Genomic DNA, 22,326 nt, shown 5'->3' on the forward strand with positions numbered 1-22,326 from the left:
TCTGACACCCAAGGGAGTGAAAACATGCTGAAACTGAAGACGACATTCCTCGCACTGGCGTTGGCCGGCGCTGCGACGATGGCCACAGGCCTCACCGCCTCCGCCCAGGACAAGGCGACCGTCGGCATCGCGATGCCGACCAAATCGTCGGCGCGCTGGATCGACGACGGCAACAACATGGTCAAGGTGCTGAAGGAGCGGGGTTACAACACCGACCTGCAATATGCCGAGGATGACATCCCGAACCAGCTCTCGCAGGTCGAGAACATGGTGACCAAGGGCGCGAAAGCGCTGGTGATCGCTGCAATCGACGGCACCACGCTGTCCGACGTGCTCAAGCAGGCCAAGGCGAAGGGCATCACCGTGATCGCCTATGACCGCCTGATCCGCGGCACGCCGAACGTCGACTATTACGCGACCTTCGACAATTTCCAGGTCGGCGTGCTCCAGGCGCAGTCGATCGAGCAGGGGCTCGGGCTGAAGGACGGCAAAGGCCCGTTCAACATCGAGCTGTTCGGCGGCTCCCCCGACGACAACAACGCCTACTTCTTTTATAACGGCGCGATGAGCGTGCTGAAGCCCTATATCGACAGCGGCAAGCTCGTCGTCGGCTCGGGCCAGATGGGTATGGACAAGGTCGCGACGCTCCGCTGGGACGGCGCCACCGCCCAGGCCCGCATGGACAATCTGCTCAGCGCCTACTATGGCAACAAGAAGATCAACGCCGTGCTGTCGCCCTATGACGGCATCTCGATCGGCATCATCTCCTCACTGAAAGGCGTCGGCTACGGCAGCGCCGATCAGCCGATGCCGATCATTTCGGGTCAGGACGCCGAGGTGCCCTCGATCAAGGCGATGCTGCGCGGCGACCAATATTCGACCATCTTCAAGGATACCCGCGACCTCGCCAAGGTGACCGCCGACATGGTCGACGCCGCGCTTGCCGGCAAGCAGGTCACGGTCAACGACACCAAGACCTACGAGAACGGCGTCAAGACCGTGCCGTCCTACCTGCTCAAGCCGGTCGTGGTCTACAAGGACAATTGGGAGAAGGTGCTGGTCGACAGCGGCTACTACAAGAAGGCGCAGTTCCAGTAATACTCTTTCCTTCCTCTCTCCCCGCTTGCGGGGAGAGGGGAAGGGTGAGGGGCGCGAGCGAGGTGGCAGTGGGACTCGCGGAGACTCCCCCTCACCCGGATCGCATCTTGCGATGCGATCCGACCTCTCCCCGCAAGCGGGGAGAGGTGAACGACAGCGATCGAGGGATATGACACGATGACCGCCATGCTGGAGATGCGCAACGTCAGCAAGAGCTTTGCAGGCGTGCAGGCGCTACGCGACGTCAACTTCTCGGTTCACGCCGGGCAGATCCACGCGCTCGTCGGCGAGAACGGTGCCGGCAAGTCGACGCTGATGAAGGTGCTCAGTGGTGTCTACCCGCATGGAAGCTATGAGGGCACCATCGTCTTCGACGGCGAGGAGCGGCGCTTCCGCGACATCAACGATTCCGAGGCGCTCGGCATCATCATCATCCACCAGGAGCTGGCGCTGATCCCGCTGATGTCGATCGCGGAGAACATTTTTCTGTCGCATCCGCCTTCAAAGCTGGGCGTGATCGACCGCGACGAGGTGTACCGGCGCACGCGTGAACTGCTGGCGCAGGTCGGCCTGAAGGAATCCCCTGACACGCTGATCACCGATCTCGGCGTCGGCAAGCAGCAACTGGTCGAAATCGCCAAGGCGCTGTCCAAGCGGGTGCGGATGCTGATCCTGGACGAGCCGACCGCGAGCCTCAACGAGGCTGACAGCGCCGCGCTGCTCGAACGCCTGATGGCGTTCCGCGAGCAGGGCATCGGCTCGATCCTGATCTCGCACAAGCTCAACGAGGTCGCCAAGGTCGCCGACCACATCACCGTGCTCCGCGACGGCCGCACCGTCGACAGCATCGATTGCCGCGCCGAGCCGATTCAGGAAGACCGCATCATCCGCAGCATGGTCAATCGCGACATGGCGCACCGTTTCCCCGAGCGCAGCGTGAAGATCGGCGAGCCCGTGCTCGACGTCGCGAACTGGTCGGTCTATCATCCCATCCATCCCGAGCGGCAGGTGATCAAGAACGTCAATTTCGGCGTCAGGCGCGGCGAGGTCGTCGGCATTGCCGGGCTGATGGGCGCCGGCCGCACTGAATTCGCCATGAGCCTGTTCGGCCGCTCCTGGGGCACCCATATCAGCGGCAGCATCCGGCTCGAAGGCAGAGACATGGTGCTGCCGAGCGTCGCGGCGGCGATCGACGCCGGCCTTGCCTATGTCACCGAGGATCGCAAGCAGCTCGGCCTGATCCTGGCCGACGACGTCCGCAAGAACATCACGCTCGCCAGCCTCGACCAGGTCGCGCCAAGCCGCGTGATCGACGACATCGCCGAGCTGAAGATCGCCAGCGACTATCGCACCCGCATGCGCATCCGCTGCTCCGACGTCTACCAGGAGACCGGCCAGCTCTCCGGCGGCAACCAGCAGAAGGTGGTGCTGTCGAAATGGCTGATGACCGACCCCAAGGTGCTGATTCTGGACGAGCCGACGCGGGGCATAGACGTCGGTGCCAAATACGAGATTTACTGTATCATCAACGAGCTGGCGGAGGCCGGCCGCGGCGTCGTGGTGATCTCCTCGGAGATGCCCGAGCTGCTCGGCATTTGCGACCGCATCTGCGTCATGAACGACGGCGCCTTCGTCGGCGAGTTCAGCGGAGCCGAGGCGACGCAGGAAAAGATCATGCGCGCCATCATGCGCAACGAACGAAACATTGGGAACGCCGCGCCCGCGGCCGCGGAAATGGGAGGAATGCAGCCATGACCGACAAGACGGTATCGCTGCCCGAGGAGCGCCGGCACGGCAGCTTCATCAAGAACAATTTGCGCAACTACGGCATGCTGATGTCGTTGATCGCGATCATGCTGTTCTTCCAGGTCATGACAGGCGGCACGCTGTTGCAGCCGCTCAACCTGACCAACCTGGTGCTGCAGAACAGCTACATCGTCATCATGGCGCTCGGCATGCTGCTGGTGATCGTCACCGGCCATATCGACCTGTCGGTCGGCTCGGTCGCCGGCTTCGTCGGCGCGGTGGCCGCGGTGCTAATGGTGACCTACAAGATCGACTACACGCTCGCCTTCATCGCCTGCCTGTTGCTGGGTGCGGCGATCGGCGCGGCGCAGGGCTATTGGGTGGCCTTTTTCGGCATTCCGTCCTTCATCGTGACGCTGGCGGGCATGCTGGTGTTCAAGGGCCTCGCGCTCGCGGTGCTGCAAGGGCAGTCGCTCGGCCCGTTCCCGGCGACCTTCCAGAAACTGTCCTCCGGCTTCATTCCGGAGCTGCTGCCCGAAGCCGGCACGCTGCATCCGACCTCCATGCTGATCGGTGCCGTGCTCGCGCTCGGACTCGTCTATGCCAGCGCCAAGGGACGCTCGCGTGAGCAATCGCACGGCATCGAGGTCGAGCCTTATGCGTTCTTCCTGGGCAAGAGCGTCCTGCTCGCTTGCGCCGTGCTCTATTTCACCTATCTGATCGCCTCGCATCGCGGCCTGCCGAACGTGCTGGTCATCATGACCGCGCTGATCGCGCTCTATGGCTTCGTCACCCGGCGCACCGTGATCGGCCGGCAGGTCTACGCGGTGGGCGGCAATGCGAAGGCGGCAAAACTGTCGGGCATCAAGACCGAACGGCTGACCTTCCTCACCTTCGTCAACATGGGCGTGCTGGCCGCACTCGCCGGTCTCGTCTTCGCCGCGCGCCTCAACACCGCGACGCCGAAGGCGGGATTGGGCTTCGAACTCGACGTCATCGCCGCCTGCTTCATCGGCGGCGCCTCGGCCTATGGCGGAGTCGGGCGCGTCGGCGGCGCCGTGGTCGGCGCCATGATCATGGGCGTGATGAACAACGGCATGTCCATCCTCGGCATCGGCATCGACTATCAGCAGGTCATCAAGGGCCTGGTGCTGCTCGGGGCGGTGTGTATCGACGTGTATAACCAGCGGCGGTAGCCGCATTGACGGTCTGGTAGGGTGGGCAAAGGCGCGTAAGCGCCGTGCCCACCATCTTCTTTCGTGGCACTATGGTGGGCACGCTTCGCTTTGCCCACCCTACGGCAGCGGTGATTGCGTCGTGAACAGCACCGTCGCGATCGCGACGGAGAGGATTACCGCCGATACGGTTGCCACGGTCGACAGGACCCCCATTCGCCGGAGCGCGATGGCGAACACGATGATGATGGGGGTCGCGGTCATCAGCCCGATTTGTGCATCGCTCATTGCATCGCTCGCCGTTTTGCGGAACCACCGGATGCACCGACCCTATGGCGGTGAGGCGGGCGGGACGTTGCGATAGCGCAAACCTGCCTCCCGCCAGTTGCACTATTTGTCCGGCGACAAAGTTGGAATCGCGCCGGTGGGATATCTGTTCGGCGTCTTGATGCGGAAGTCAGATGTCGGCAACGGATTGCGAACAACAGGGAACCGGCTGGGGAATCCTGGAAGATCTTCCCGGCGATCCCATGATCTGGGTGCTGATCTTCAGCGAGCTCGCCGCCTTCGGCCTGTTCCTTGGCGCTTTCGTCATCGCGCGCGCGCTTCACCCGGCGGTCTTCGCGGCCGGTCAGGCCAGCCTTGATGCGCATCTGGCGGGAATCAACACCATCGTGCTCGTGACCAGTGGCTGGGCTGCCGCGCGCGGGGCGGCTGCTGCACGGGCGGGCGAAAGCCGGCGTGCACGCGGCTGGCTGTTCGGCGCCATGGCCCTTGGCGTCGTCTTCATCGCGGTCAAGCTGTTCGAATATGCCGGCGAGATCGCGTTAGGAAACGGCCTGGAGACCAGCCCGTTCTTCACGCTGTACTTCCTCCTCACCGGCTTCCATCTCCTGCACGTCGGCCTCGGCATCGTGATTCTGGCCGTAGTGTCCCGGGGCGCCCGAGCGGCGGGCGTCGAGACCGGCACCGCTTTCTGGCACATGGTCGACCTGCTCTGGATCGTCATGTTTCCCATCATCTATCTGGTGCACCCGTGATTCCGGATCGTCTCGACATCACCTGGATCACGTTGATCGGCCTAGCGCTCGCGACCATTCTGGTGCCGCCGCTGGTGTCGCGCCCCTTGTTTGCCAACGCCTTGCTGCTGACGTTTGCCGCTCTCAAGGGCCGCCGTATCGTGCTCGATTTCCTCGATCTTCGCTCAGCGCCGGCACTTTGGCGCGGCATCGTCAGCGCCTGGGTCTTCATCGTGGTGCTGTTTGCCTGGCTCGCATCAGCCGTCGTTGCCCTGATCTGACTGGCGGTTGCGCATCGTCGCGCTGCTTGCGCTTCGTCAAAGAGGACCCCCAGGCAATCGGCAATAAATCGCAGCATCGCATCTTTCTCAGGAATCAAACGGAAAGGATTGGCAATGGCTGAACGCCTGACCAAGTCGGCCGCTCGAAATGTCTTCTACGGCGGTTCGGCCTTCTTCTTCGCCATTTTCATAGGGCTGACGGCGCACAGCCATTACTACATGGCGACGACCTCGACCGACGCGAAGACGCTGACGTCGTCGGTCGCCCGCGGCAAGCATGTCTGGGAGAAGAACTCCTGCATCAACTGCCACACACTGCTGGGCGAGGGCGCCTATTTCGCCCCAGAGGTCGGCAACGTCTGGGATCGCTGGGGCGGCAACGAGGATCCGGCCGCCGCGCGCGAGACGCTGAAGGCCTGGATGCAATCGCAGCCCTCGGGCGCAGAGGGCCGGCGGCAGATGCCGCAGTTCAACCTGACCGACCAGGAACTCAACGATCTCGCCGACTTCCTGCAATGGACCAGCACGATCAAGCGTCAGAGCTGGCCGCCGAACAAGGCCGGCTGAGCATGATCCGGAAAAGTGTGAAGCGGTTTTCCGAAGAGATCATGCTCAAACAACAAGCAAGGCGCACAGCTTTCCTCTTTCAAGACAGAGAGAACCCGAGATGAAGTACCAAACCCAGAAAGTCGCGATGCTGTATTTCTACGGCGCGCTGACCCTGTTCCTGGCCCAGGTCGTGTTCGGCCTGCTCGCCGGGACCATCTACGTCCTACCCAATACGCTGTCGACGCTGCTGCCGTTCAACATCGTCAGGATGATCCATACCAACGCGCTGATCGTATGGTCGCTGATCGGCTTCATGGGCGCGACCTACTATCTGCTCCCGGAAGAGACCGAGAACGAGCTCTACAGCCCGCTGCTGGCGAAGATCCAGTTCTGGATGTTCTTCGGCGCAGCCGGCGTCGCCGTGGTCGGCTATCTCTTCCACTACCACGAGGGCCGGGAGTTTCTCGAACAGCCCTTCATCATCAAGGTCGGCATCGTCGTCGTCTGCCTGATGTTCCTGTTCAACGTCACGATGACGGCGCTGAAGGGCCGCAAGACCACGGTCACCAACATCCTGTTGTTCGGCCTGTGGGGCGTTGCGATCTTCTTCCTGTTCGCCTTTTACAACCCGGCGAACCTTGCCGTCGACAAGATGTACTGGTGGTACGTCGTCCATCTCTGGGTCGAGGGCGTGTGGGAGCTGATCATGGCCTCCGTGCTCGCCTATCTCATGATCAAGCTCAACGGCATCGATCGTGAGGTCGTCGAGAAGTGGCTCTACGTCATCATCGGCCTTGCCCTGTTCTCGGGCATCCTCGGTACCGGCCACCATTTCTACTGGATCGGCGCGCCCGGCTACTGGCAGTGGATCGGCTCGCTGTTCTCCACGCTCGAGGTTGCGCCGTTCTTCACCATGGTGATCTTCACCGTGCAGATGACCTGGAAGGCCGGCCGCAAGCATCCGAATCGCGCTGCGCTGTTGTGGTCGGTTGGCTGCTCGGTGATGGCGTTCCTTGGTGCCGGCGTGTGGGGCTTCCTGCACACGCTGTCCTCGGTGAACTACTATACCCACGGCACGCAGGTCACCGCCGCGCACGGCCATCTCGCCTTCTTCGGCGCCTATGTGATGCTGAACCTGTCGGTGATGGCCTATGCGATCCCGCAGATCAAGGGACGCGCGCCCTATAACCAATGGCTCTCCATGACGAGCTTCTGGATCATGTGCACGGCCATGATGACCATGACTTTCGCGCTGACCTTCGCCGGCGTGGTCCAGGTTCACCTGCAGCGCGTGCTCGGCCAGGGTTACATGGACGTCCAGGACCAGCTCGCGATGTTCTACTGGGTCCGGCTCGGCTCCGGCGTGTTCGTCGCGATCTCCGCGCTGATGTTCGTCTGGGCCGTGCTGGTGCCGGGCCGCGAGAGGCAGGCGACCATTCCTGCGGCGCTGCAGCCGGCCGAGTAAACGAGAGAAAGGGCGGCCGCGGTTCGCCGCGGCCGCCCGCTTCCTGGAAAATCCGGAGAGACATCATGAAAGCTGCCCTTCACACGGTAACCTCGGCCCCCGAGCTGCCGGCCTATGTTCCATCCGGAAACGAATGCGAGCTTTTCGAGCATGCCTGGCGGCGTCGTCTGCCGGTTTTGCTCAAGGGGCCGACCGGCTGCGGCAAGACGCGCTTCGTCGCGCATATGGCGGCGCGGCTGGGCCTGCCGCTTCATACAGTCGCCTGTCATGACGACCTCACTGCCGCCGATCTCACCGGCCGCTATTTGCTCAGGGGCGGCGACACCGTGTGGACCGATGGTCCCCTGACGCGCGCGGTGCGCGAGGGCGGCATCTGCTATCTCGACGAGGTCGTGGAGGCGCGCAAGGACGTCACCGTGGTGCTGCATCCTCTGACCGACGATCGCCGCATCCTGCCGCTGGAGCGGACCGGCGAGGAGCTGGTGGCGCCGAACAGCTTCATGCTCGTGGTCTCTTACAACCCCGGCTACCAGACGCTGCTGAAGGCGCTGAAGCCATCGACGCGGCAGCGCTTCATCGCCATCGAATTCGGCTTCCTGCCGCCCGAGCAGGAGATCGCCGTCGTGTCCGCCGAAAGCGGACTGTCGCCGGAGCGCGTGCGGCCGCTGGTGGGGCTGGCTGGTCGGCTGCGCGCGCTGAAGGGCCACGACCTGGAGGAGGGCGTCTCGACCCGGCTCGTGGTCTATTGCGCGACCCTGATTGCCGCGGGCACGCCGATCGCCGATGCCGTGCTGGCCGGCATGATCGAGCCGCTCACCGACGATTCCGACGTGAAGGCGGCGCTGCTGGACGTCTCACGCGCCGTCATCGGGTGAGGCCGCGCCCATGCTCGACTTCCTCGAACTGGAGGAGACGGTCGGCCGCGCCTGGCACAGGATGGTCGGCGGCACCGCGAGCTATCCGGTTCACGATGATCACGCCGTGGCACTGACCGAGGTGAGAGGCCGGCTCGCGGTGATGTTCCGCGCGCTCGGCGGCGAGACCGGGGTTCAGATCGCAAGCGCGGGCGCGCGAAAATCGGGGCACCGTCTCGGCTGGCGGCAGCGCATCGGCCTCGGTGACGAGCGCCTCGAGCAGCCGGGTCGTGACGCGGCGACCATCTTCCTGCCCGATCAGATCTCGATCTTTCCCGACCGCGCCTTGAACGCGGCGCTCTATCGCTGGCTTGCGGCATGGTTCGCAGCTGCACCGATCGAGACGATCACGGAAGCCGATCCGCTGCGGCGGGATCTTCTGGTGTTGCGCCGGGCAAGTGAGACGGCGGTCTGGGTGCTCACGCAATTCCCCGGGCTCGTCGCCGATTACACCCAACTCGCCGCAGCAACCGCCGAGGCCCGGCCTCGTCGCCCTTTGCCGCGCATCGAGCAGGAAGCCGAGCAGATCGTCTTGGCCTTGCTCGGCGCCGGCAAGGCGCCTGCGGGTAGTCTGTGGCCGGCGATGATGGGAACGGGCCCGCTGCCGGACAAGGCGCCGCCGGGCTATCACTCGATCCTGCCGTGCCCGCTCTGGGGGGATTGCTGGACGCGCGAGCTCTCGCCCGCGCATGCAGGCGAGGACGAATGTGCCCCGGGCGCCGAGCCCGAGGCCCAGGACAATCGCAAGCGCTTTGCCGTCCGCGAGCGCGAGGACAATGCCAACCGCCGCGATCCCTTCGTGCTCAACCGCTTCGAGAAGATCCTCGCGATGGCCGAGATGGTCAATGTCGACCGTCCGGCCGACGACAGTGAAGACGAGGATGCGCAGAAAGCGGCCGACGATCTCGAGGAGATCACGCTCAGCCGCCGCACCGGTAAGCCGGCGAGCCGGTTCAAGTTCGATCTCGATCTGCCGCCGGAGGCCCTCGATGCGTCGCGGCTGAGTGCGGACCTTACCTATCCCGAATGGGATTACCGCAGCGGATCCTATCTGCCCGATCATTGCCGCGTGCTGGCGGGTGCGGCCTCCGAGCAGGGTGAGAGCTGGACCCCCGACCATGCCATGCGCCGGCACATCCGCCAGGTGCGCCGCCGCTTCGAGGTGTTGCGGCCGCGTCACGAATTGATGCGCGCCCAGCTCGACGGACACGATCTCGACCTCGACGCACTGGTGCGCGCGCGCTGCGACCTCCGCGCCGGCAGCAGTAGCGGTCTCGATCGCATCCACGTCGCGATGCGCCCGCAAGGGCACGATCTCGCCGTCACGCTACTCGTCGACGTCTCGCTGTCCACGGACGCCTGGGTCGACGGCTACCGCGTGCTCGACGTCGAGAAGGAGGCGCTGCTGGCGCTCGCCCACGGGATTTCGGCCTGCGGCGATCACCACAGCATCCTCACCTTCACTTCGCGCCGGCGGTCCTGGGTGCGGCTCGAGACGGTCAAGGCCTTTGGTGAGCCGATGAGCGGGACGGTCGAGCGTCGCATCGGCGCGCTGAAGCCGGGCTATTACACGCGGATCGGCGCGGCGGTGCGCCACGCCGCAGCCGAGCTCGCCCGCCAGCCGCAGCGCAAGAAGCTGCTGCTCGTCCTCACCGACGGCAAGCCGAACGACGTCGACCATTACGAGGGCCGCTTCGCGCTCGAAGACACCCGCAAGTCGGTGCAAGAGGCACGCCGGCTCGGCATCGCCGCCTTCGGCGTCACGGTGGACGCAACCGCGCAATCCTATTTCCCGACCCTGTTCGGGCGCGGCGGCTATGCCATCGTCGGCAACATCAAGCGGCTGCCCGCGGCGCTGCCGGCGATCTACCGGCAGGTCGCGCACTAACAGGGGGAAGGCCGCGGCGACGCTTCCCCCTCGAACTATTGCTCATCAGCTGGGTATATGATCGAATGGCCGGATGGACGACTTCCGGTCAAAACCCGACCTGATCATCTTCGACTGCGACGGCGTACTCGTCGACAGCGAGCTTTTGAGCTGCCAGTGTCTGTCCGAGGTGCTGGCCGAATTCGGCATTGCGCTCACCCAGACGCAGGCGCTCGAGCTTTTTCTCGGGCGCAGCACCAAGGCGATCGAGCAGCATTATCGTGATCTCGGGCAGATCGTGCCGGATGGCTTTCTGCCGCGCCTGAAGTCGCATGTGCTGGCGACGTTCGCGGGCTCACTCCGGCCGATCCCCGGCGTTGCCGCCATCATGTCCGACCTGCGAATGCCGTTTTGCGTGGCGTCGTCGAGCGACATCGACCGCGTCTCGCTCTCTCTCGACGTCACGGACTTGCGGGCGCATTTCGGTGAGCGGATCTATACCGCGCAAATGGTCAGGAATGGCAAGCCGGCGCCCGATCTCTTTCTCCTTGCGGCCGAGAAGATGGGCGCGCAACCTGCGCGTACCCTGGTGATCGAGGACAGCGTCAGCGGCGTGCAGGCGGGCAAGGCGGCCGGCATGACGGTCTGGGGATTTGTCGGCGGCAACCATTATCGCGGTCGCGACGGCCGGGCTATATTGTCCGAGGCGGGGGCCGACCGGGTCTTTGCGCGCATGAGCGATTTCTGGGAGGCGTGAGGCCCGCATGGCCGCCGAGAACGACAAATCCCGACTCGACGACGCCGCGCGCGCCGGCTGGCTGTATTTCATCGCCGGTCACACCCAGGACGAGATCGCAAGGATGCTCCAGGTCTCGCGTGCCTCGGCGCAACGGCTGGTCTCGTTGTGCCTTGCCGAGCGTCTCATCACCTTCCGGCTCGAACACCCCATCGCCGCCTGCATGGAACTCGCGGCGCGCCTGAAGGAGCGTTTCGATCTCGCTCACTGCGAGGTGGTGCCGGCCGATCCGGCGGCGCCGCAGGCTACTTCCGGCATCGCCGAACGCTGCGCCAATCTGCTCGATGCGACGCTGCGTTCGGAGACGCCCGTGATCGTCGCGCTCGGCACCGGCCGGGCGGTGCGCGCCGCAGTCGAGCGCGTCACGCCGATCGACCGGCCCAATCACCAGATCGTCTCACTGGTCGGCAACATCTCCGCCGATGGTTCGGCGAGCTTCTATGACACCGTCGGCCGGCTCGCCGACCGCACCGGTGCGCGGCACTATCCGATGCCGCTGCCGTTCCTGATGTCGTCCGAGGACGAGCGCAACAAGATGGTCCGCATCGAGCCGATCGCCAAGGTGAAGGCGGTCGCGGCCAAGGCGGACTTGCGCCTCGTCGGCATCGGCCAGATGGACCAGAAGGCCCAGGTGCATGTCGACGGTTTCGTCACCCGTGACGAATTGTTCGAGATGATGCGGCTGGGTGCCATCGGCGAGATCACCGGCTGGGCCTATGATTCCAAGGGCCGCCTGCTCAAGGCCGGCACCAACAAGCGCCTCACCAGCATCCCGCCCGAAGTGCCGGCGAAGACCACCACCATCGCCGCCGCGGTCGGTGCCGCCAAGGTGCCGGCGATCGCGGCAGCGCTGAACGGCGGCCTAATCAACGGGCTGATTACCGACGAAACGACCGCGCAGGCGATTTTGGAGCGGTAGGGCGAACTGGCGCGGCTGCGGGACTTGGCTCCCTCTCCCGCTTGCGGGAGAGGGGTGGGGAGAGGGTCTTTCCGCTGGGAAGACTCCCCAAGAGGTGAAAGCCCTCACCCGTATCGCATCTTCGATGCGATCCGACCTCTCCCGCAAGCGGGAGAGGTGGAGCAAGCCGCGCCATCCTCTTCCATTCGCTCGCAACTCCTTCCGCACCGCAGCACTCATAAGTTGCGCAAACGGCTTTGCGCCTGCTTGACAATCCTCCTCCCTTGCGTTGAACATACGCCCAACGCGTGGGCATATGCTCAAAACGCGAATTTGAGGGAGGTCACCGTGAAACATGTCTTGGGCGCCGTCTGTGGCGCGTCTGTTCTGTTGCTGGCCGTCCCCGCGATGGCCGAAACGACCCTGACGATCGCCACCGTCAACAATGGCGACATGATCCGCATGCAGGGGCTGACGGCTGAATTCACCAAGAAGTACCCCGATATCACCGTGAAATGGGTGACGTTGGAGGAGAACGTGCTGCGCCAGCGCGTCACCACCGACATCGCCACCAAGGGCGGTCAGTTCGACGTCCTCACCATCGGCACCTATGAGGTGCCGATCTGGGCCAAGAAGGGCTGGCTGGTGCCGCTCGCCAATCTCGGCGGCGATTACGACGTCGCCGACCTCCTGCCCAAGATCAAGGATGCGGTTTCCGTCGACGGCAAGCTCTATGCCGCGCCGTTCTACGGCGAAAGCTCGATGGTGATGTATCGCACCGATCTGTTCGAGAAGGCCGGCCTGAAGATGCCGGAAAAGCCGACCTGGGATTTCGTGATCGACGCCGCCAAGAAGCTGACCGACAAGAGCGCCGGCACCTACGGCATCTGCCTGCGCGGCAAGGCCGGCTGGGGCGAGAACATGGCGTTCCTCTCGGCCATGGCCAATTCCTACGGTGCGCGCTGGTTCGATGAGAAGTGGGAACCGCAGTTCAACACGCCGGAATGGAAGACGACGCTCACGACCTATGTCAATCTGATGAAGGAAGCCGGCCCTCCCGGCGCGAGTTCCAACGGCTTCAACGAGAACCTGGCGCTGTTCAACGCCGGCAAATGCGCGATGTGGATCGACGCCACGGTGGCGGCGTCCTTCGTCACCAATCCGAAGGATTCCAAGGTCGCCGACAAGGTCGGTTTCGCGCTCGCGCCCAACACCGGGCTCGGCAAGAACGCCAACTGGCTGTGGGCCTGGAATCTTGCGATCCCCGCCGGCTCCAAGAAGATGGAAGCCGCCGAGAAATTCATCGCCTGGGCGACGAGCAAGGACTACACCAAGCTCGTGGCATCGAAGGAGGGCTGGGCCAACGTGCCGCCAGGCACGCGCACCTCGCTTTACAAGAATGATGAATATCTGAAGGTCGCCCCGTTCGCCAAGCTGACGCTGGCCTCGATCGACGCGGCCGATCCGAACAAGCCGACGGTGAAGCCGGTGCCTTATGTCGGCGTGCAATACGCTGCGATCCCCGAATTCCAGGGCATCGGCACCCAGGTCGGCCAGCAATTCTCCGCCGCGCTTGCGGGCTCGATGACCGTCGATGCCGCGCTCACCGCGGCGCAATCGGCAACCGAGCGCGAGATGAAGCGCGCCGGCTACATCAAGTGAACCCGAGCTCTTCCTCCTGAGCTCAGACTAGCGGCCATCCAGCGTCATGGATGGCCGCCTTCTTCCCGCCAGCGGAGAAGCGTTGATGGCAACCCGGCAGACGCAGACCCTTGCGCGCTCGCTCCTGACGCCGGCCGTCGGGCTGCTGTTCATCTGGATGATCGTCCCGCTGGCGCTGACGATCTATTTCTCGACGCTGCATTACAGCCTGCTCGATCCCGGCTCGGAATCATTCATCGGGCTGGAGAACTTCCGCTACTTCCTCACCGATCCCGCCTTCCTGGCTTCGCTCCAGAACACGCTGGTGCTGGTCGGCTCGGTACTGGCGCTGACGATCCTGCTCGGGATTCCGCTGGCGCTGCTGATGGACCAGCCGGTGATTGGACGCAATTTCGTGCGGCTGATGGTGATCGCACCGTTCTTCGTGATGCCGACGGTGAGCGCGCTGGTCTGGAAGAACTTGCTGATGCATCCGGTGTCCGGCCTGTTCGCCTGGCTCGCCTCGCTGTTCCATCTGACGCCGATCGACTGGTTCAACGACGTGCCGCTGTTTGCCGTCATCCTGATCGTGACGTGGCAGTGGCTGCCCTTCGCGACGCTGATCCTGCTCACCGCGCTGCAATCGCTCGACGAGGAGCAGAAGGAGGCCGCCGAGATGGACGGCGCCAGCGCCGTCTCGACCTTCATCTACATCACGCTGCCGCACTTGGCGCGGCCCATCACCGTGGTGATCCTGATCGAGACGATCTTCCTGCTCACGGTCTTTGCGGAAATTTATGTCACCACCGGCGGTGGCCCGGGCCTGCAAACCACCAACATCGCCTTCCTGATCTATGCGCAGGCGCTGATCCAGTTCGACGTCGGCAGCGCCTCCGCGGGCGGCCTCGTTGCTGTCGTGATCGCCAACGTCGTCGCCTTCTTCCTCGTCCGCATCGTCGGCCGCAATCTGGAGGCTTGAAGCATGGCTCGGATGGCGACGACGCGGCGGGTGGTGATATCGACAATCGGGGCGTGGTTCTTCGGCTTCCTGATCTTCTTCCCGATCCTCTGGATGGTGCTGGCGAGCTTCAAGACCGAGCTGGAGGCCTTCGCCATCCCGCCATCCTTCCTGTTCTTCCACTGGACCACCGAAAACTATGCGACCGTGCAGGAGCGCAGCGACTATTTCCACCACGCCATGAACTCGGTCATCATCGCAGGCGGCTCGACGCTGATTGCGCTTCTGATCGCGATCCCCGCCGCCTGGTCGATGGCGTTCTCGCCGACCAAGCGCACCAAGGACATCCTGCTCTGGATGCTCTCGACCAAGATGATGCCGCCGGTCGGCGTGCTGGTGCCGATCTACCTGATCTACAAGACCTTCGGCCTGCTCGATTCCCGCATTGGCCTCGTCTTCATCCTGTGTCTCGGAAACTTGCCGATCGTGATCTGGATGCTGTTCACCTATTTCAAGGAGATCCCGCGCGACATCCTTGAAGCCGCGCGCATGGACGGCGCCACCATCGGCCGCGAACTCGTCTATGTCTTGACGCCGATGGCGATCCCGGGCCTGGCCTCGACCATGCTGCTCAATTTGATCCTGGCCTGGAACGAGGCGTTCTGGACGCTCAATCTGTCGACGTCGAACGCTGCGCCGCTCACCACGTTCATCGCCTCCTATTCGAGCCCGGAAGGGCTGTTCTGGGCAAAGCTGTCGGCGGCCTCGACGCTGGCGATCGCGCCCATTCTCGTCCTCGGTTGGTTCAGCCAGAAGCAGCTCGTGCGCGGGCTCACCTTCGGCGCGGTGAAGTAGAAGGGCTGCCGGATCATGGGTCAGATCACACTTCAGGGCGTGCAGAAATCCTTCGGCCCGGTGCACATCATCAAGGGCGCCGACCTCGACATCGCCGACGGCTCCTTCGTGGTGTTCGTGGGCCCCTCCGGCTGCGGCAAGACCACGCTCCTGCGGCTTATCGCCGGGCTCGAAGACGTCTCTGGCGGCAAGATCCTGATCGACGGCAAGAACGTCGTCGATACGCCGCCGGCCAAGCGCGGTCTCTCGATGGTGTTCCAGTCCTACGCGCTCTATCCGCATATGAGCGTGCGCGGCAATATCGGCTTCGGCCTGAAGATGGCGGGCCTCGCCAAGGACGAGATCAACCGCAAGGTCGAGGCGGCCGCCGCGACGCTGAACCTCACGCCCTATCTCGACCGCAAGCCGCGCGAGCTTTCCGGCGGCCAGCGCCAGCGCGTCGCGATCGGCCGCGCCATCGTGCGCGAGCCCAAGGCCTTCCTGTTCGACGAGCCGCTCTCCAACCTCGATGCGGCGCTGCGCGTGCAGATGCGCATCGAGGTGACGCGGCTGCAGAAGCAGCTCGGCACCACCGCGATCTACGTCACCCACGACCAAGTCGAGGCCATGACCATGGCCGACAAGATCGTCGTCCTCAACGGCGGCAAGATCGAGCAATATGGCTCGCCCCTGGAGCTCTACGAGCGGCCGGCCAATCTCTTCGTTGCCGGCTTCATAGGTTCGCCCAAGATGAATTTCGTCACCGGCGAGCTCGCGTTGCAACGTGGTGCGGCCACCATCGGCGTCCGGCCGGAGCACCTCAAGATTGACCGCGATGGCACCGGAGGCTGGCAGGGGACCATCGCGGTGGCCGAGCATCTTGGCAGCGACACCTTCCTTTACGTCGATGCCGGTCCGCTCGGCATGCTGACCGCACGCTACATCGGCGAGCTGAGCCTGCATGCCGGCGACCGCGTGTCGCTGGTGCCGGACCCCGCGCGCATCCATCGCTTCGACGACGGCGGTAACGCGCTTCGGAACTAACAAGAAACGGGAAGACCACCATGTACCTGGAAAAATTCAAGCTGAACGGCAAGACCGCGTTCATCACTGGCGGCGGGCAGGGCATCGGCCTTGGCTGCGCGGAAGCGCTGGCCGAAGCCGGCGCCAGGGTCATCATCGGCGACCGCGACAGCAAGGTCGCCGACAGCGCCAAGGCCAGCCTGAAGGCGAAGGGCTTTGACGTGGAGACCGCGATCATGGACGTGACCGACACCAAGCGCGTGGCGGAGGTCGCGAACGACCTCGTCGCCCGCCATGGCAAAGTCGACATCCTCGTCAACAATGCCGGCATCGCCCGCAGCGAAACCCCGGCGGAGACCGTTACCGACGAGCACTGGCTCAACGTCATCGACGTCAATCTCAACGGCACCTTCTGGTGCTGCCGCGAATTCGGCAAGCACATGCTCAAGGCCGGGAGCGGCGCCATCGTCAATGTCGGCTCGATGTCCGGCTTCATCGTCAACAAGCCGCAGGAGCAGTGCTTCTACAATGCCTCCAAGGCGGGGGTGCATCATTTGACCAAATCGCTGGCCGCCGAATGGGGCGCGCGGGGCATCCGCGTCAATGCGGTGGCGCCGACCTATATCGAGACCCCGCTGAACGCCTTCGTGAAGAGCAACGCCAAGATGTATGACGCCTGGATCGGCGGAACCCCGATGGCACGGATGGGGCAGGTCGAGGAGATCGCCTCGGTCGTGTTGTTCCTGAGCTCCGAAGCGGCGAGCCTGATGACCGGCAGCATCGTGCTGGTGGATGGCGGCTATACTTGCTGGTAGGTTCACCGTCAAAGCTGACGGAAAGCGACCGGGAGCGACAATGCCGCGAGCGTATATCGGCGTCGACGTGGGGACCACCAGCACGCGGGCCGGAGTGTTTGACGAGGCCGGCACGCTTTTGGCCACCGCCCGGCATCCGATCCGGATCTGGCACGAGGCCGGCGATATCGTCGAGCAATCGTCCCAGGACATCTGGGAGGCCTGCGCGACGTCGGTGCGGGCTGCAATGGCGGAAGCCGCCATCGCGCCCGACAGTGTCGGCGGCATCGGCTTTGACGCGACCTGTTCGCTGGTTGTCCTCGACAGGCAGGGCGAGCCGCTCACGGTCAGCACATCCGGCGACAAGCAACGCAATGTCATCGTCTGGATGGATCATCGCGCCATCGCCGAGGCGCGGCTGATCAACGAGACTGAGGACGCCGTGCTGCGCTATGTCGGCGGCTCGATCTCGCCCGAGATGGAGATGCCGAAGCTATTATGGCTGAAGCGGCACCTGCGCGCGAGCTTCGACGCCGCCGGACACTTCTTCGACCTCGCGGATTATCTGACCTGGCGCGCGACGGGATCGCTCCAGCGCTCGACCTGCACCGTCACCTGCAAATGGAACTATCTCGCCCATGACGGCGGCGGCTGGAGCGCGCAATTCTTCAAGCGCATCGGCCTGTCCGACTTCGTCAACGAGAAATACGCCCGCATCGGCACCGAGATCGTCGCCCCCGGCACGTGGCTCGGCGCGGGGCTCACCGCCACGGCCGCTGCCGAACTCGGCTTGTCGCCGGGCATACCGGTCGGCGCGTCGCTGATCGATGCGCATGCCGGCGGCATCGGCGCGATCGGCGGCCGCGACGGATCGGGCGGGGCGAGCGATGTCAGCGACCGGCTTGCCTACATCATGGGAACGTCGGCCTGCATCATGGCGACGACGACCGAGCCGTGCTTCGTCCCCGGCGTGTGGGGGCCTTATTACTCCGGCATGGTTCCTGATTTCTGGCTCAACGAGGGCGGCCAGTCGGCTGCGGGCGCGGCGATCGACCATCTCCTCAAATCGCATCCCGGCCATACCGAGGCGAGCGCGGCGGCGCGCAGCGGGGGTCTCGACCTCATCGACTTCCTCGAGCGCCGCATTATCGCACGCGCAGGCAGCGCCAGCCGCGCCGCGCTGCTCGCCCGCGACATCCATGTTCTGCCCGAATTTATCGGCAACCGCTCGCCCTACGCCGACCCCGATACGCGCGCGGTGATCGCGGGCCTCGATCTCGACACCGACATCGCCGCGATGGAGCGGCTGTTCGTCGCCGGCCTGTGCGGACTCGCTTATGGGCTCGCCGAGGTGATCGAGGCATTTGCCGCGCATGGCGTTCGCTCCAGCATCATGATCATGGGGGGCGGTGCGAGCCGCAGCCCGTTGGTGCGGCAGATCATGGCGGATACGACGGGCCTCACCGTCGCGCTGCCGCAGACCAGGGAGCCGGTGCTGCTGGGGGCTGCGATGCTGGGGGCGGTGGCCGGCGGCGCCTATGCCTCGATCGGCGAGACCATGGCAAAAATGTCGGCGCTGGGACGGAAGAGCGAGCCGACCGCGCCCGACATGGCCGCGTTTCACGCCCGCAAGCGCGAGGTCTATAAGCTCCTGCGCGACGTCGATCGCGGCAGCCGCGCGGCGATGGCCGACATCGCGAGAGGTTGAAGGACATGCTGATTGCCTGCGGCGATGCGCTGATCGATTTCGTGCCGACGGGAAATGCGCAGGGGCGCGAGGCGGTGATGCCGGCGGTCGGCGGCTCCTGTCTCAACGTCGCCATCGGCATGGCCCGGCTGGGCGCACCCACTGGATTCGTCGGCGGCATCTCGACCGATTTGTTCGGGCGGATGATTGCAGATCATGCGGCGGCCTCCAACGTCGACCTCAATCTCGCCACCCGCAGTGATCACCAGACCACGCTCGCTTTCGTCCGCATCGTCGCGGGCGAATCGCATTATGCCTTCTACGACGCCGGAACCGCGACGCGGAACTGGACCTACCGGCGCGGGACGATTCCGTTCGCGCATGTGGACGCCGTTCATGTCGGCTCGACCACACTCGTCAACGACCAGGGCGCGGCCGAGACGACAGCGCTGATCGCGGACGCGTGGGCGTCGTCGACGATCTCGTTCGATCCGAACTGTCGGCCCAATCTGGTCAAGGACAAGCCGGCTTACCTGGCGCGCATGGCCGAGTTCACTGGCTGCGCCGATCTCATCAAGATGTCCGACGTCGACTTCGCCTATCTCTTCGGCGACGAGCCTTATGAGCAGCGGGCGGAGGCGCTGCTCGGGCAGGGCACGCGCCTCGTCGTCATCACCCGCGGCAACAACGGCGCGATCGCATGGCACGCGGGGGCAGGGCAGATCGAGGTCGCCGCGCCCAAAGTCGAAGTCGCCGACACGATCGGCGCGGGCGACAGTTTTCAGGCGGCGCTGCTCTTTGCCCTGCACAAGCAGGGGAGGCTCGCCCGGCAGCAACTGAAATCCATCGGTGGGGACGAGCTCCGCCGGGCCCTGTCCTTTGCCGCCAATTGCGCCGGCCTGACCTGCACCCGCCCGGGCGCCGATCCGCCCTGGAGCCATGAGATCAATTGGAGCTGGTAGCCCGTTTTTCCCTTCTCCCCTGTGGGAGAAGGTGGCGCGAAGCGCCGGATGAGGGGTATGCACCCACGAGCGCGAGAGCTTCGTTGGCCGCGCGAGACCCCTCACCCGCCTCGCCGCTTCGCGGCGATCCACCCTCTCCCACAAGGGGAGAGGGGAAGGCACCGAGTCACATCCGCGCAACGGCCTTCTCGGCGCATTTTATGAACCTTGAGATCAGCGGGCTCTGGGAATCCCTCCGCCAGCACACAGCGATGTCGATGGAATCGGCGGCATCGCGCAGCGGCCTGAACACGATGCCGCGTGGCGCGCCGAGCTGGGCGCAGGCCGGCACGATCGCAAGACCTTCGCCGGCGAGAACCAGGCTCATCGCCGAATGCACCGTCTCCACACGACTCGCGATCGGCATCACGATCTGATGTCGTCGCAGCAGGGCTGCGACCGCGGAGGAGGCGGGATCTTGCTCCGGAGGCGGCAACGCGATCAGCGGACGGCCCTGCAACCGCGCCATCGGCACGGCGCCGAGACGTGCGAGCGGCGAGCGGATCGGCATTGCCAGCATGAATGGCTGCGCACCGATCCGAGCTACCTGGATCTCAGGATGGTTGATGGCCGGCATGCACAGCGCAACCGTGACACTGCGGTCAAGCAGCCTGGCCTCGCGCGTCGATGCGCTGAGCTCGGCGAAGTCGAGATCGACGCCTGGAATGGAGCGGCGCAGCTCAGGGATGAGCCGCGGCAGCATCGCATTCGCCAGGACGAACATGTAGCCGACCGAGAGCCGCCCGCGCTTGCCGGCGGCGACCGCGCGCGCAGCTTCGGCGCCGTCGACGGCCAGCGCCAGAGCTTCGCTCGCACGCGCCAGCAGCGCCAGGCCTGCCTCGGTCAGGTCCATGCCGCGGGTGCCTCGGCGGAACAGCGGCGCGCCGATCTCGGCCTCGAGCTTGCGGATCTGGACGGACAGCGGAGGCTGAGCCATCCGCAGCCGCTCGGCGGCCTTGCCGACGCTGCGTGTCTCGGCGACGGCGACGAAATAGCGGAGGCGGCGAAGATCCATTGGCATACCAAAAACGTATGGGTTGGCCATCAAAATCGTATTGGACGGCGAGTTAACAAAACTGTCATTCTCGCTGTCAATGCTTTGGGCCAACGGCGGCCCGCCTCGGAGCGTGATGTGACGACGATGAACGGCGATCCCTGTCTCCTGTCCGCAACCGAGCTGCGCGGCCTCATCGCCGAAAAGCGGATTTCGCCCGTCGAGATCGTCAGTGCCGTGCTCGCGCGCGCCGCGGCGCTCCAGCCCGGGTTGAACTGCTTCATCACGCTCTGCGGCGACGAGGCGATGGCGCAGGCGCGCGTCGCCGAGCGCAAAATGATGGCCGGCGAGCCGCTCGGCCTGCTCCACGGCATCCCCGTCACCGTCAAGGACATCGTCAACACCAAGGGCGTCAAGACCACCTTCGGCGCCGTTCCCTACAAGGACAATGTGCCGAAGGAGGATGCCGTCGCGGTGGCGCGGCTGCGCGCCGAAGGCGCGATCCTGATCGGCAAGACCACGACGCCGGAATTCGGCAGCAAGTGCCTGACCGATTCACCTTTGTTCGGCCGCACCCGCAATGCGTGGGATCGGCGCCGGTCCTCCGGCGGCTCCAGCGGCGGCGCGGCCGTTGCCGTGGCCAGCGGCATCGCGCCGCTCGCGATCGCGACCGACGGCGGCGGCTCGACGCGAATTCCCGCCGCCTGCAACGGCGTGGTCGGCTTGAAGCAGAGCAACGGAGTCATCCCCCATAGTCAGGCGCTCGATGCGTTCGGCAACCAGACCTATGTCACGCCGACCACGCGGACCGTCGCCGACACGGCGTTGATGATGCAGGCGATGGCAGGCGAGGATGCTTGCGACCCCTGGTCGATCGGCGTCCCCGTGCCCGATTTCATCGGCACGGCCGCGCCGCGCGGCGATCTGCGCGGGCAGCGGATCCTGTATTGCCTGACGCCGCCGGGCCGTCCGGTGTCCGCCGAGGTCGCAGCCAGCTTCAAGGCGAGCCTCGACCGGCTGGCGGGGCTCGGCGCCGAGCTCGAGGAATTTTCCGGCGACGGTTTCGACATCGAGCCGATCTGGCGCGCCATCAACCACACGGTCTGGCGCACGCGCTTTGCAAAACTCGCAGCCGAGCACAAGGACGAGCTGAGCGAGGCCTTCCTCAAGCAGCTCGCGCTTGCGACCGAGGTCAGGGGCGTCGACTATCAGGAGGCGATGTTCGCGCGTACCGCGCTGTTCCGCCGCGTGCAATCGCTGCTTGCGCGCGCACACTTCCTGGCGATGCCGACGCTCACGCGCACTGCGCTGCCGATCAAGCAGGATTTGTTCGGCTCCATCGAGATCGACGGAGCGCATTTCGACAGCGTCCGGCCGCACTGGTTCCCCTGGACCATGCCATTCAACATGACCGGCCATCCCGCCGTCAGTCTGCCCTCTGGCTTTGGCCGAGACGGCCTGCCGATCGGGCTTCAGCTCGTCGGCCGCTTCCGTGCCGATGCGGAATTGCTGCGCGTCAGCGCGCTGTTCGAGGCTTCAAGCGACCTTCTGTCCCGCTGGCCGGCTTGAGGAGATGGGCATGCAGC

Annotated in this window: 21 protein-coding genes; 19 read left to right on the plus strand and 2 right to left on the minus strand. The window is 64.9% G+C overall.

The genetic code is table 11. The annotated features are described in order from the left end of the window. Window positions 1-24 precede the first annotated feature (24 nt). The 3 genes from chvE to mmsB all read left to right on the plus strand — a co-directional run bounded on the left by chvE (window position 25) and on the right by mmsB (window position 4,040). The gene (gene chvE, locus GGD67_RS28460) at window positions 25-1,098 is read left to right on the plus strand and encodes a multiple monosaccharide ABC transporter substrate-binding protein (protein ID WP_018315910.1); all 1,074 of its coding nucleotides are present in this window, start codon (window positions 25-27) and stop codon (window positions 1,096-1,098) included. Between the two features lie 177 nt (window positions 1,099-1,275). Beyond that, window positions 1,276-2,853 carry a multiple monosaccharide ABC transporter ATP-binding protein gene (mmsA, locus tag GGD67_RS28465; RefSeq protein WP_179737513.1) on the plus strand — a complete coding sequence of 526 codons (1,578 nt, stop codon included), beginning with the start codon at window positions 1,276-1,278 and terminating at the stop codon, window positions 2,851-2,853. Beyond that, the gene (gene mmsB / locus GGD67_RS28470) at window positions 2,850-4,040 is read left to right on the plus strand and encodes a multiple monosaccharide ABC transporter permease (protein WP_018315912.1); all 1,191 of its coding nucleotides are present in this window, start codon (window positions 2,850-2,852) and stop codon (window positions 4,038-4,040) included. Before mmsA ends, mmsB begins: the two co-directional genes overlap by 4 nt. A 99-nt stretch (window positions 4,041-4,139) precedes the next feature. Here mmsB and GGD67_RS28475 read toward each other — a convergent pair whose 3' ends face one another. Continuing rightward, window positions 4,140-4,307: a hypothetical protein gene (locus tag GGD67_RS28475; protein ID WP_018315913.1), complete on the minus strand. Its 168-nt coding sequence runs from the start codon at window positions 4,305-4,307 to the stop codon at window positions 4,140-4,142. A gap of 173 nt (window positions 4,308-4,480) precedes the next feature. On the opposite strand from GGD67_RS28475, the gene GGD67_RS28480 reads away from it, so the two are divergent. The 15 genes from GGD67_RS28480 (at window position 4,481) to GGD67_RS28550 (ending at window position 19,707) form a co-directional block, all read left to right on the plus strand. Next, on the plus strand, window positions 4,481-5,059 hold the full coding sequence (locus GGD67_RS28480) for a cytochrome c oxidase subunit 3 family protein (RefSeq protein ID WP_026201572.1): 579 nt from the start codon (window positions 4,481-4,483) through the stop codon (window positions 5,057-5,059). Beyond that, window positions 5,059-5,319 (plus strand): cytochrome C oxidase subunit IV family protein, encoded by a 261-nt coding sequence (locus tag GGD67_RS28485; protein ID WP_179737553.1) that lies wholly within the window; start codon window positions 5,059-5,061, stop codon window positions 5,317-5,319. Before GGD67_RS28480 ends, GGD67_RS28485 begins: the two co-directional genes overlap by 1 nt. Window positions 5,320-5,433: 114 nt before the next feature. Continuing rightward, window positions 5,434-5,886: a cytochrome c gene (locus GGD67_RS28490; protein ID WP_018315916.1), complete on the plus strand. Its 453-nt coding sequence runs from the start codon at window positions 5,434-5,436 to the stop codon at window positions 5,884-5,886. A 100-nt stretch (window positions 5,887-5,986) separates the two neighbouring features. Further along, complete coding sequence (locus GGD67_RS28495; protein ID WP_092256289.1) at window positions 5,987-7,333, plus strand: cbb3-type cytochrome c oxidase subunit I; 1,347 nt, start codon at window positions 5,987-5,989, stop codon at window positions 7,331-7,333. A gap of 65 nt (window positions 7,334-7,398) precedes the next feature. Next, window positions 7,399-8,208 (plus strand): CbbQ/NirQ/NorQ/GpvN family protein, encoded by an 810-nt coding sequence (locus GGD67_RS28500; protein ID WP_018315918.1) that lies wholly within the window; start codon window positions 7,399-7,401, stop codon window positions 8,206-8,208. 10 nt (window positions 8,209-8,218) lie between these two features. After that, window positions 8,219-10,135 carry a nitric oxide reductase activation protein NorD gene (locus GGD67_RS28505; protein WP_179737515.1) on the plus strand — a complete coding sequence of 639 codons (1,917 nt, stop codon included), beginning with the start codon at window positions 8,219-8,221 and terminating at the stop codon, window positions 10,133-10,135. Window positions 10,136-10,208: 73 nt separating this feature from the next. Beyond that, window positions 10,209-10,871, plus strand: coding sequence for an HAD family hydrolase (locus GGD67_RS28510; RefSeq protein ID WP_179737517.1), 663 nt, complete (start codon window positions 10,209-10,211; stop codon window positions 10,869-10,871). Between the two features lie 7 nt (window positions 10,872-10,878). Beyond that, a complete protein-coding gene (locus GGD67_RS28515) occupies window positions 10,879-11,829 on the plus strand; it encodes a sugar-binding transcriptional regulator (protein WP_179737519.1) in 951 nt (316 codons plus the stop codon). 327 nt (window positions 11,830-12,156) lie between these two features. Next, the gene (locus GGD67_RS28520) at window positions 12,157-13,470 is read left to right on the plus strand and encodes a sugar ABC transporter substrate-binding protein (protein ID WP_018315922.1); all 1,314 of its coding nucleotides are present in this window, start codon (window positions 12,157-12,159) and stop codon (window positions 13,468-13,470) included. An 85-nt stretch (window positions 13,471-13,555) separates the two neighbouring features. Continuing rightward, window positions 13,556-14,428: a carbohydrate ABC transporter permease gene (locus GGD67_RS28525; protein ID WP_026201575.1), complete on the plus strand. Its 873-nt coding sequence runs from the start codon at window positions 13,556-13,558 to the stop codon at window positions 14,426-14,428. Window positions 14,429-14,431: 3 nt separating this feature from the next. Beyond that, complete coding sequence (locus GGD67_RS28530) at window positions 14,432-15,262, plus strand: carbohydrate ABC transporter permease (protein ID WP_018315924.1); 831 nt, start codon at window positions 14,432-14,434, stop codon at window positions 15,260-15,262. A gap of 15 nt (window positions 15,263-15,277) precedes the next feature. After that, on the plus strand, window positions 15,278-16,285 hold the full coding sequence (locus GGD67_RS28535) for an ABC transporter ATP-binding protein (protein ID WP_018315925.1): 1,008 nt from the start codon (window positions 15,278-15,280) through the stop codon (window positions 16,283-16,285). 20 nt (window positions 16,286-16,305) lie between these two features. Continuing rightward, complete coding sequence (locus tag GGD67_RS28540; RefSeq protein WP_018315926.1) at window positions 16,306-17,079, plus strand: SDR family NAD(P)-dependent oxidoreductase; 774 nt, start codon at window positions 16,306-16,308, stop codon at window positions 17,077-17,079. A 40-nt stretch (window positions 17,080-17,119) separates the two neighbouring features. Further along, window positions 17,120-18,766: an FGGY-family carbohydrate kinase gene (locus GGD67_RS28545; RefSeq protein ID WP_179737521.1), complete on the plus strand. Its 1,647-nt coding sequence runs from the start codon at window positions 17,120-17,122 to the stop codon at window positions 18,764-18,766. 5 nt (window positions 18,767-18,771) lie between these two features. Beyond that, complete coding sequence (locus GGD67_RS28550; protein WP_179737523.1) at window positions 18,772-19,707, plus strand: carbohydrate kinase; 936 nt, start codon at window positions 18,772-18,774, stop codon at window positions 19,705-19,707. Between the two features lie 166 nt (window positions 19,708-19,873). Here GGD67_RS28550 and GGD67_RS28555 read toward each other — a convergent pair whose 3' ends face one another. Beyond that, window positions 19,874-20,761: a LysR family transcriptional regulator gene (locus tag GGD67_RS28555; protein WP_018315929.1), complete on the minus strand. Its 888-nt coding sequence runs from the start codon at window positions 20,759-20,761 to the stop codon at window positions 19,874-19,876. Between the two features lie 126 nt (window positions 20,762-20,887). Between GGD67_RS28555 and GGD67_RS28560 the strand changes: the two genes are divergently transcribed. After that, window positions 20,888-22,309, plus strand: a complete 1,422-nt coding sequence (locus tag GGD67_RS28560) for an amidase (RefSeq protein ID WP_179737556.1) — start codon at window positions 20,888-20,890, stop codon at window positions 22,307-22,309. Window positions 22,310-22,326 lie beyond the last annotated feature (17 nt).

The sequence above is a fragment of the Bradyrhizobium sp. IAR9 genome (genome assembly GCF_013408065.1).
Taxonomy (GTDB): Bacteria; Pseudomonadota; Alphaproteobacteria; order Rhizobiales; family Xanthobacteraceae; genus Bradyrhizobium.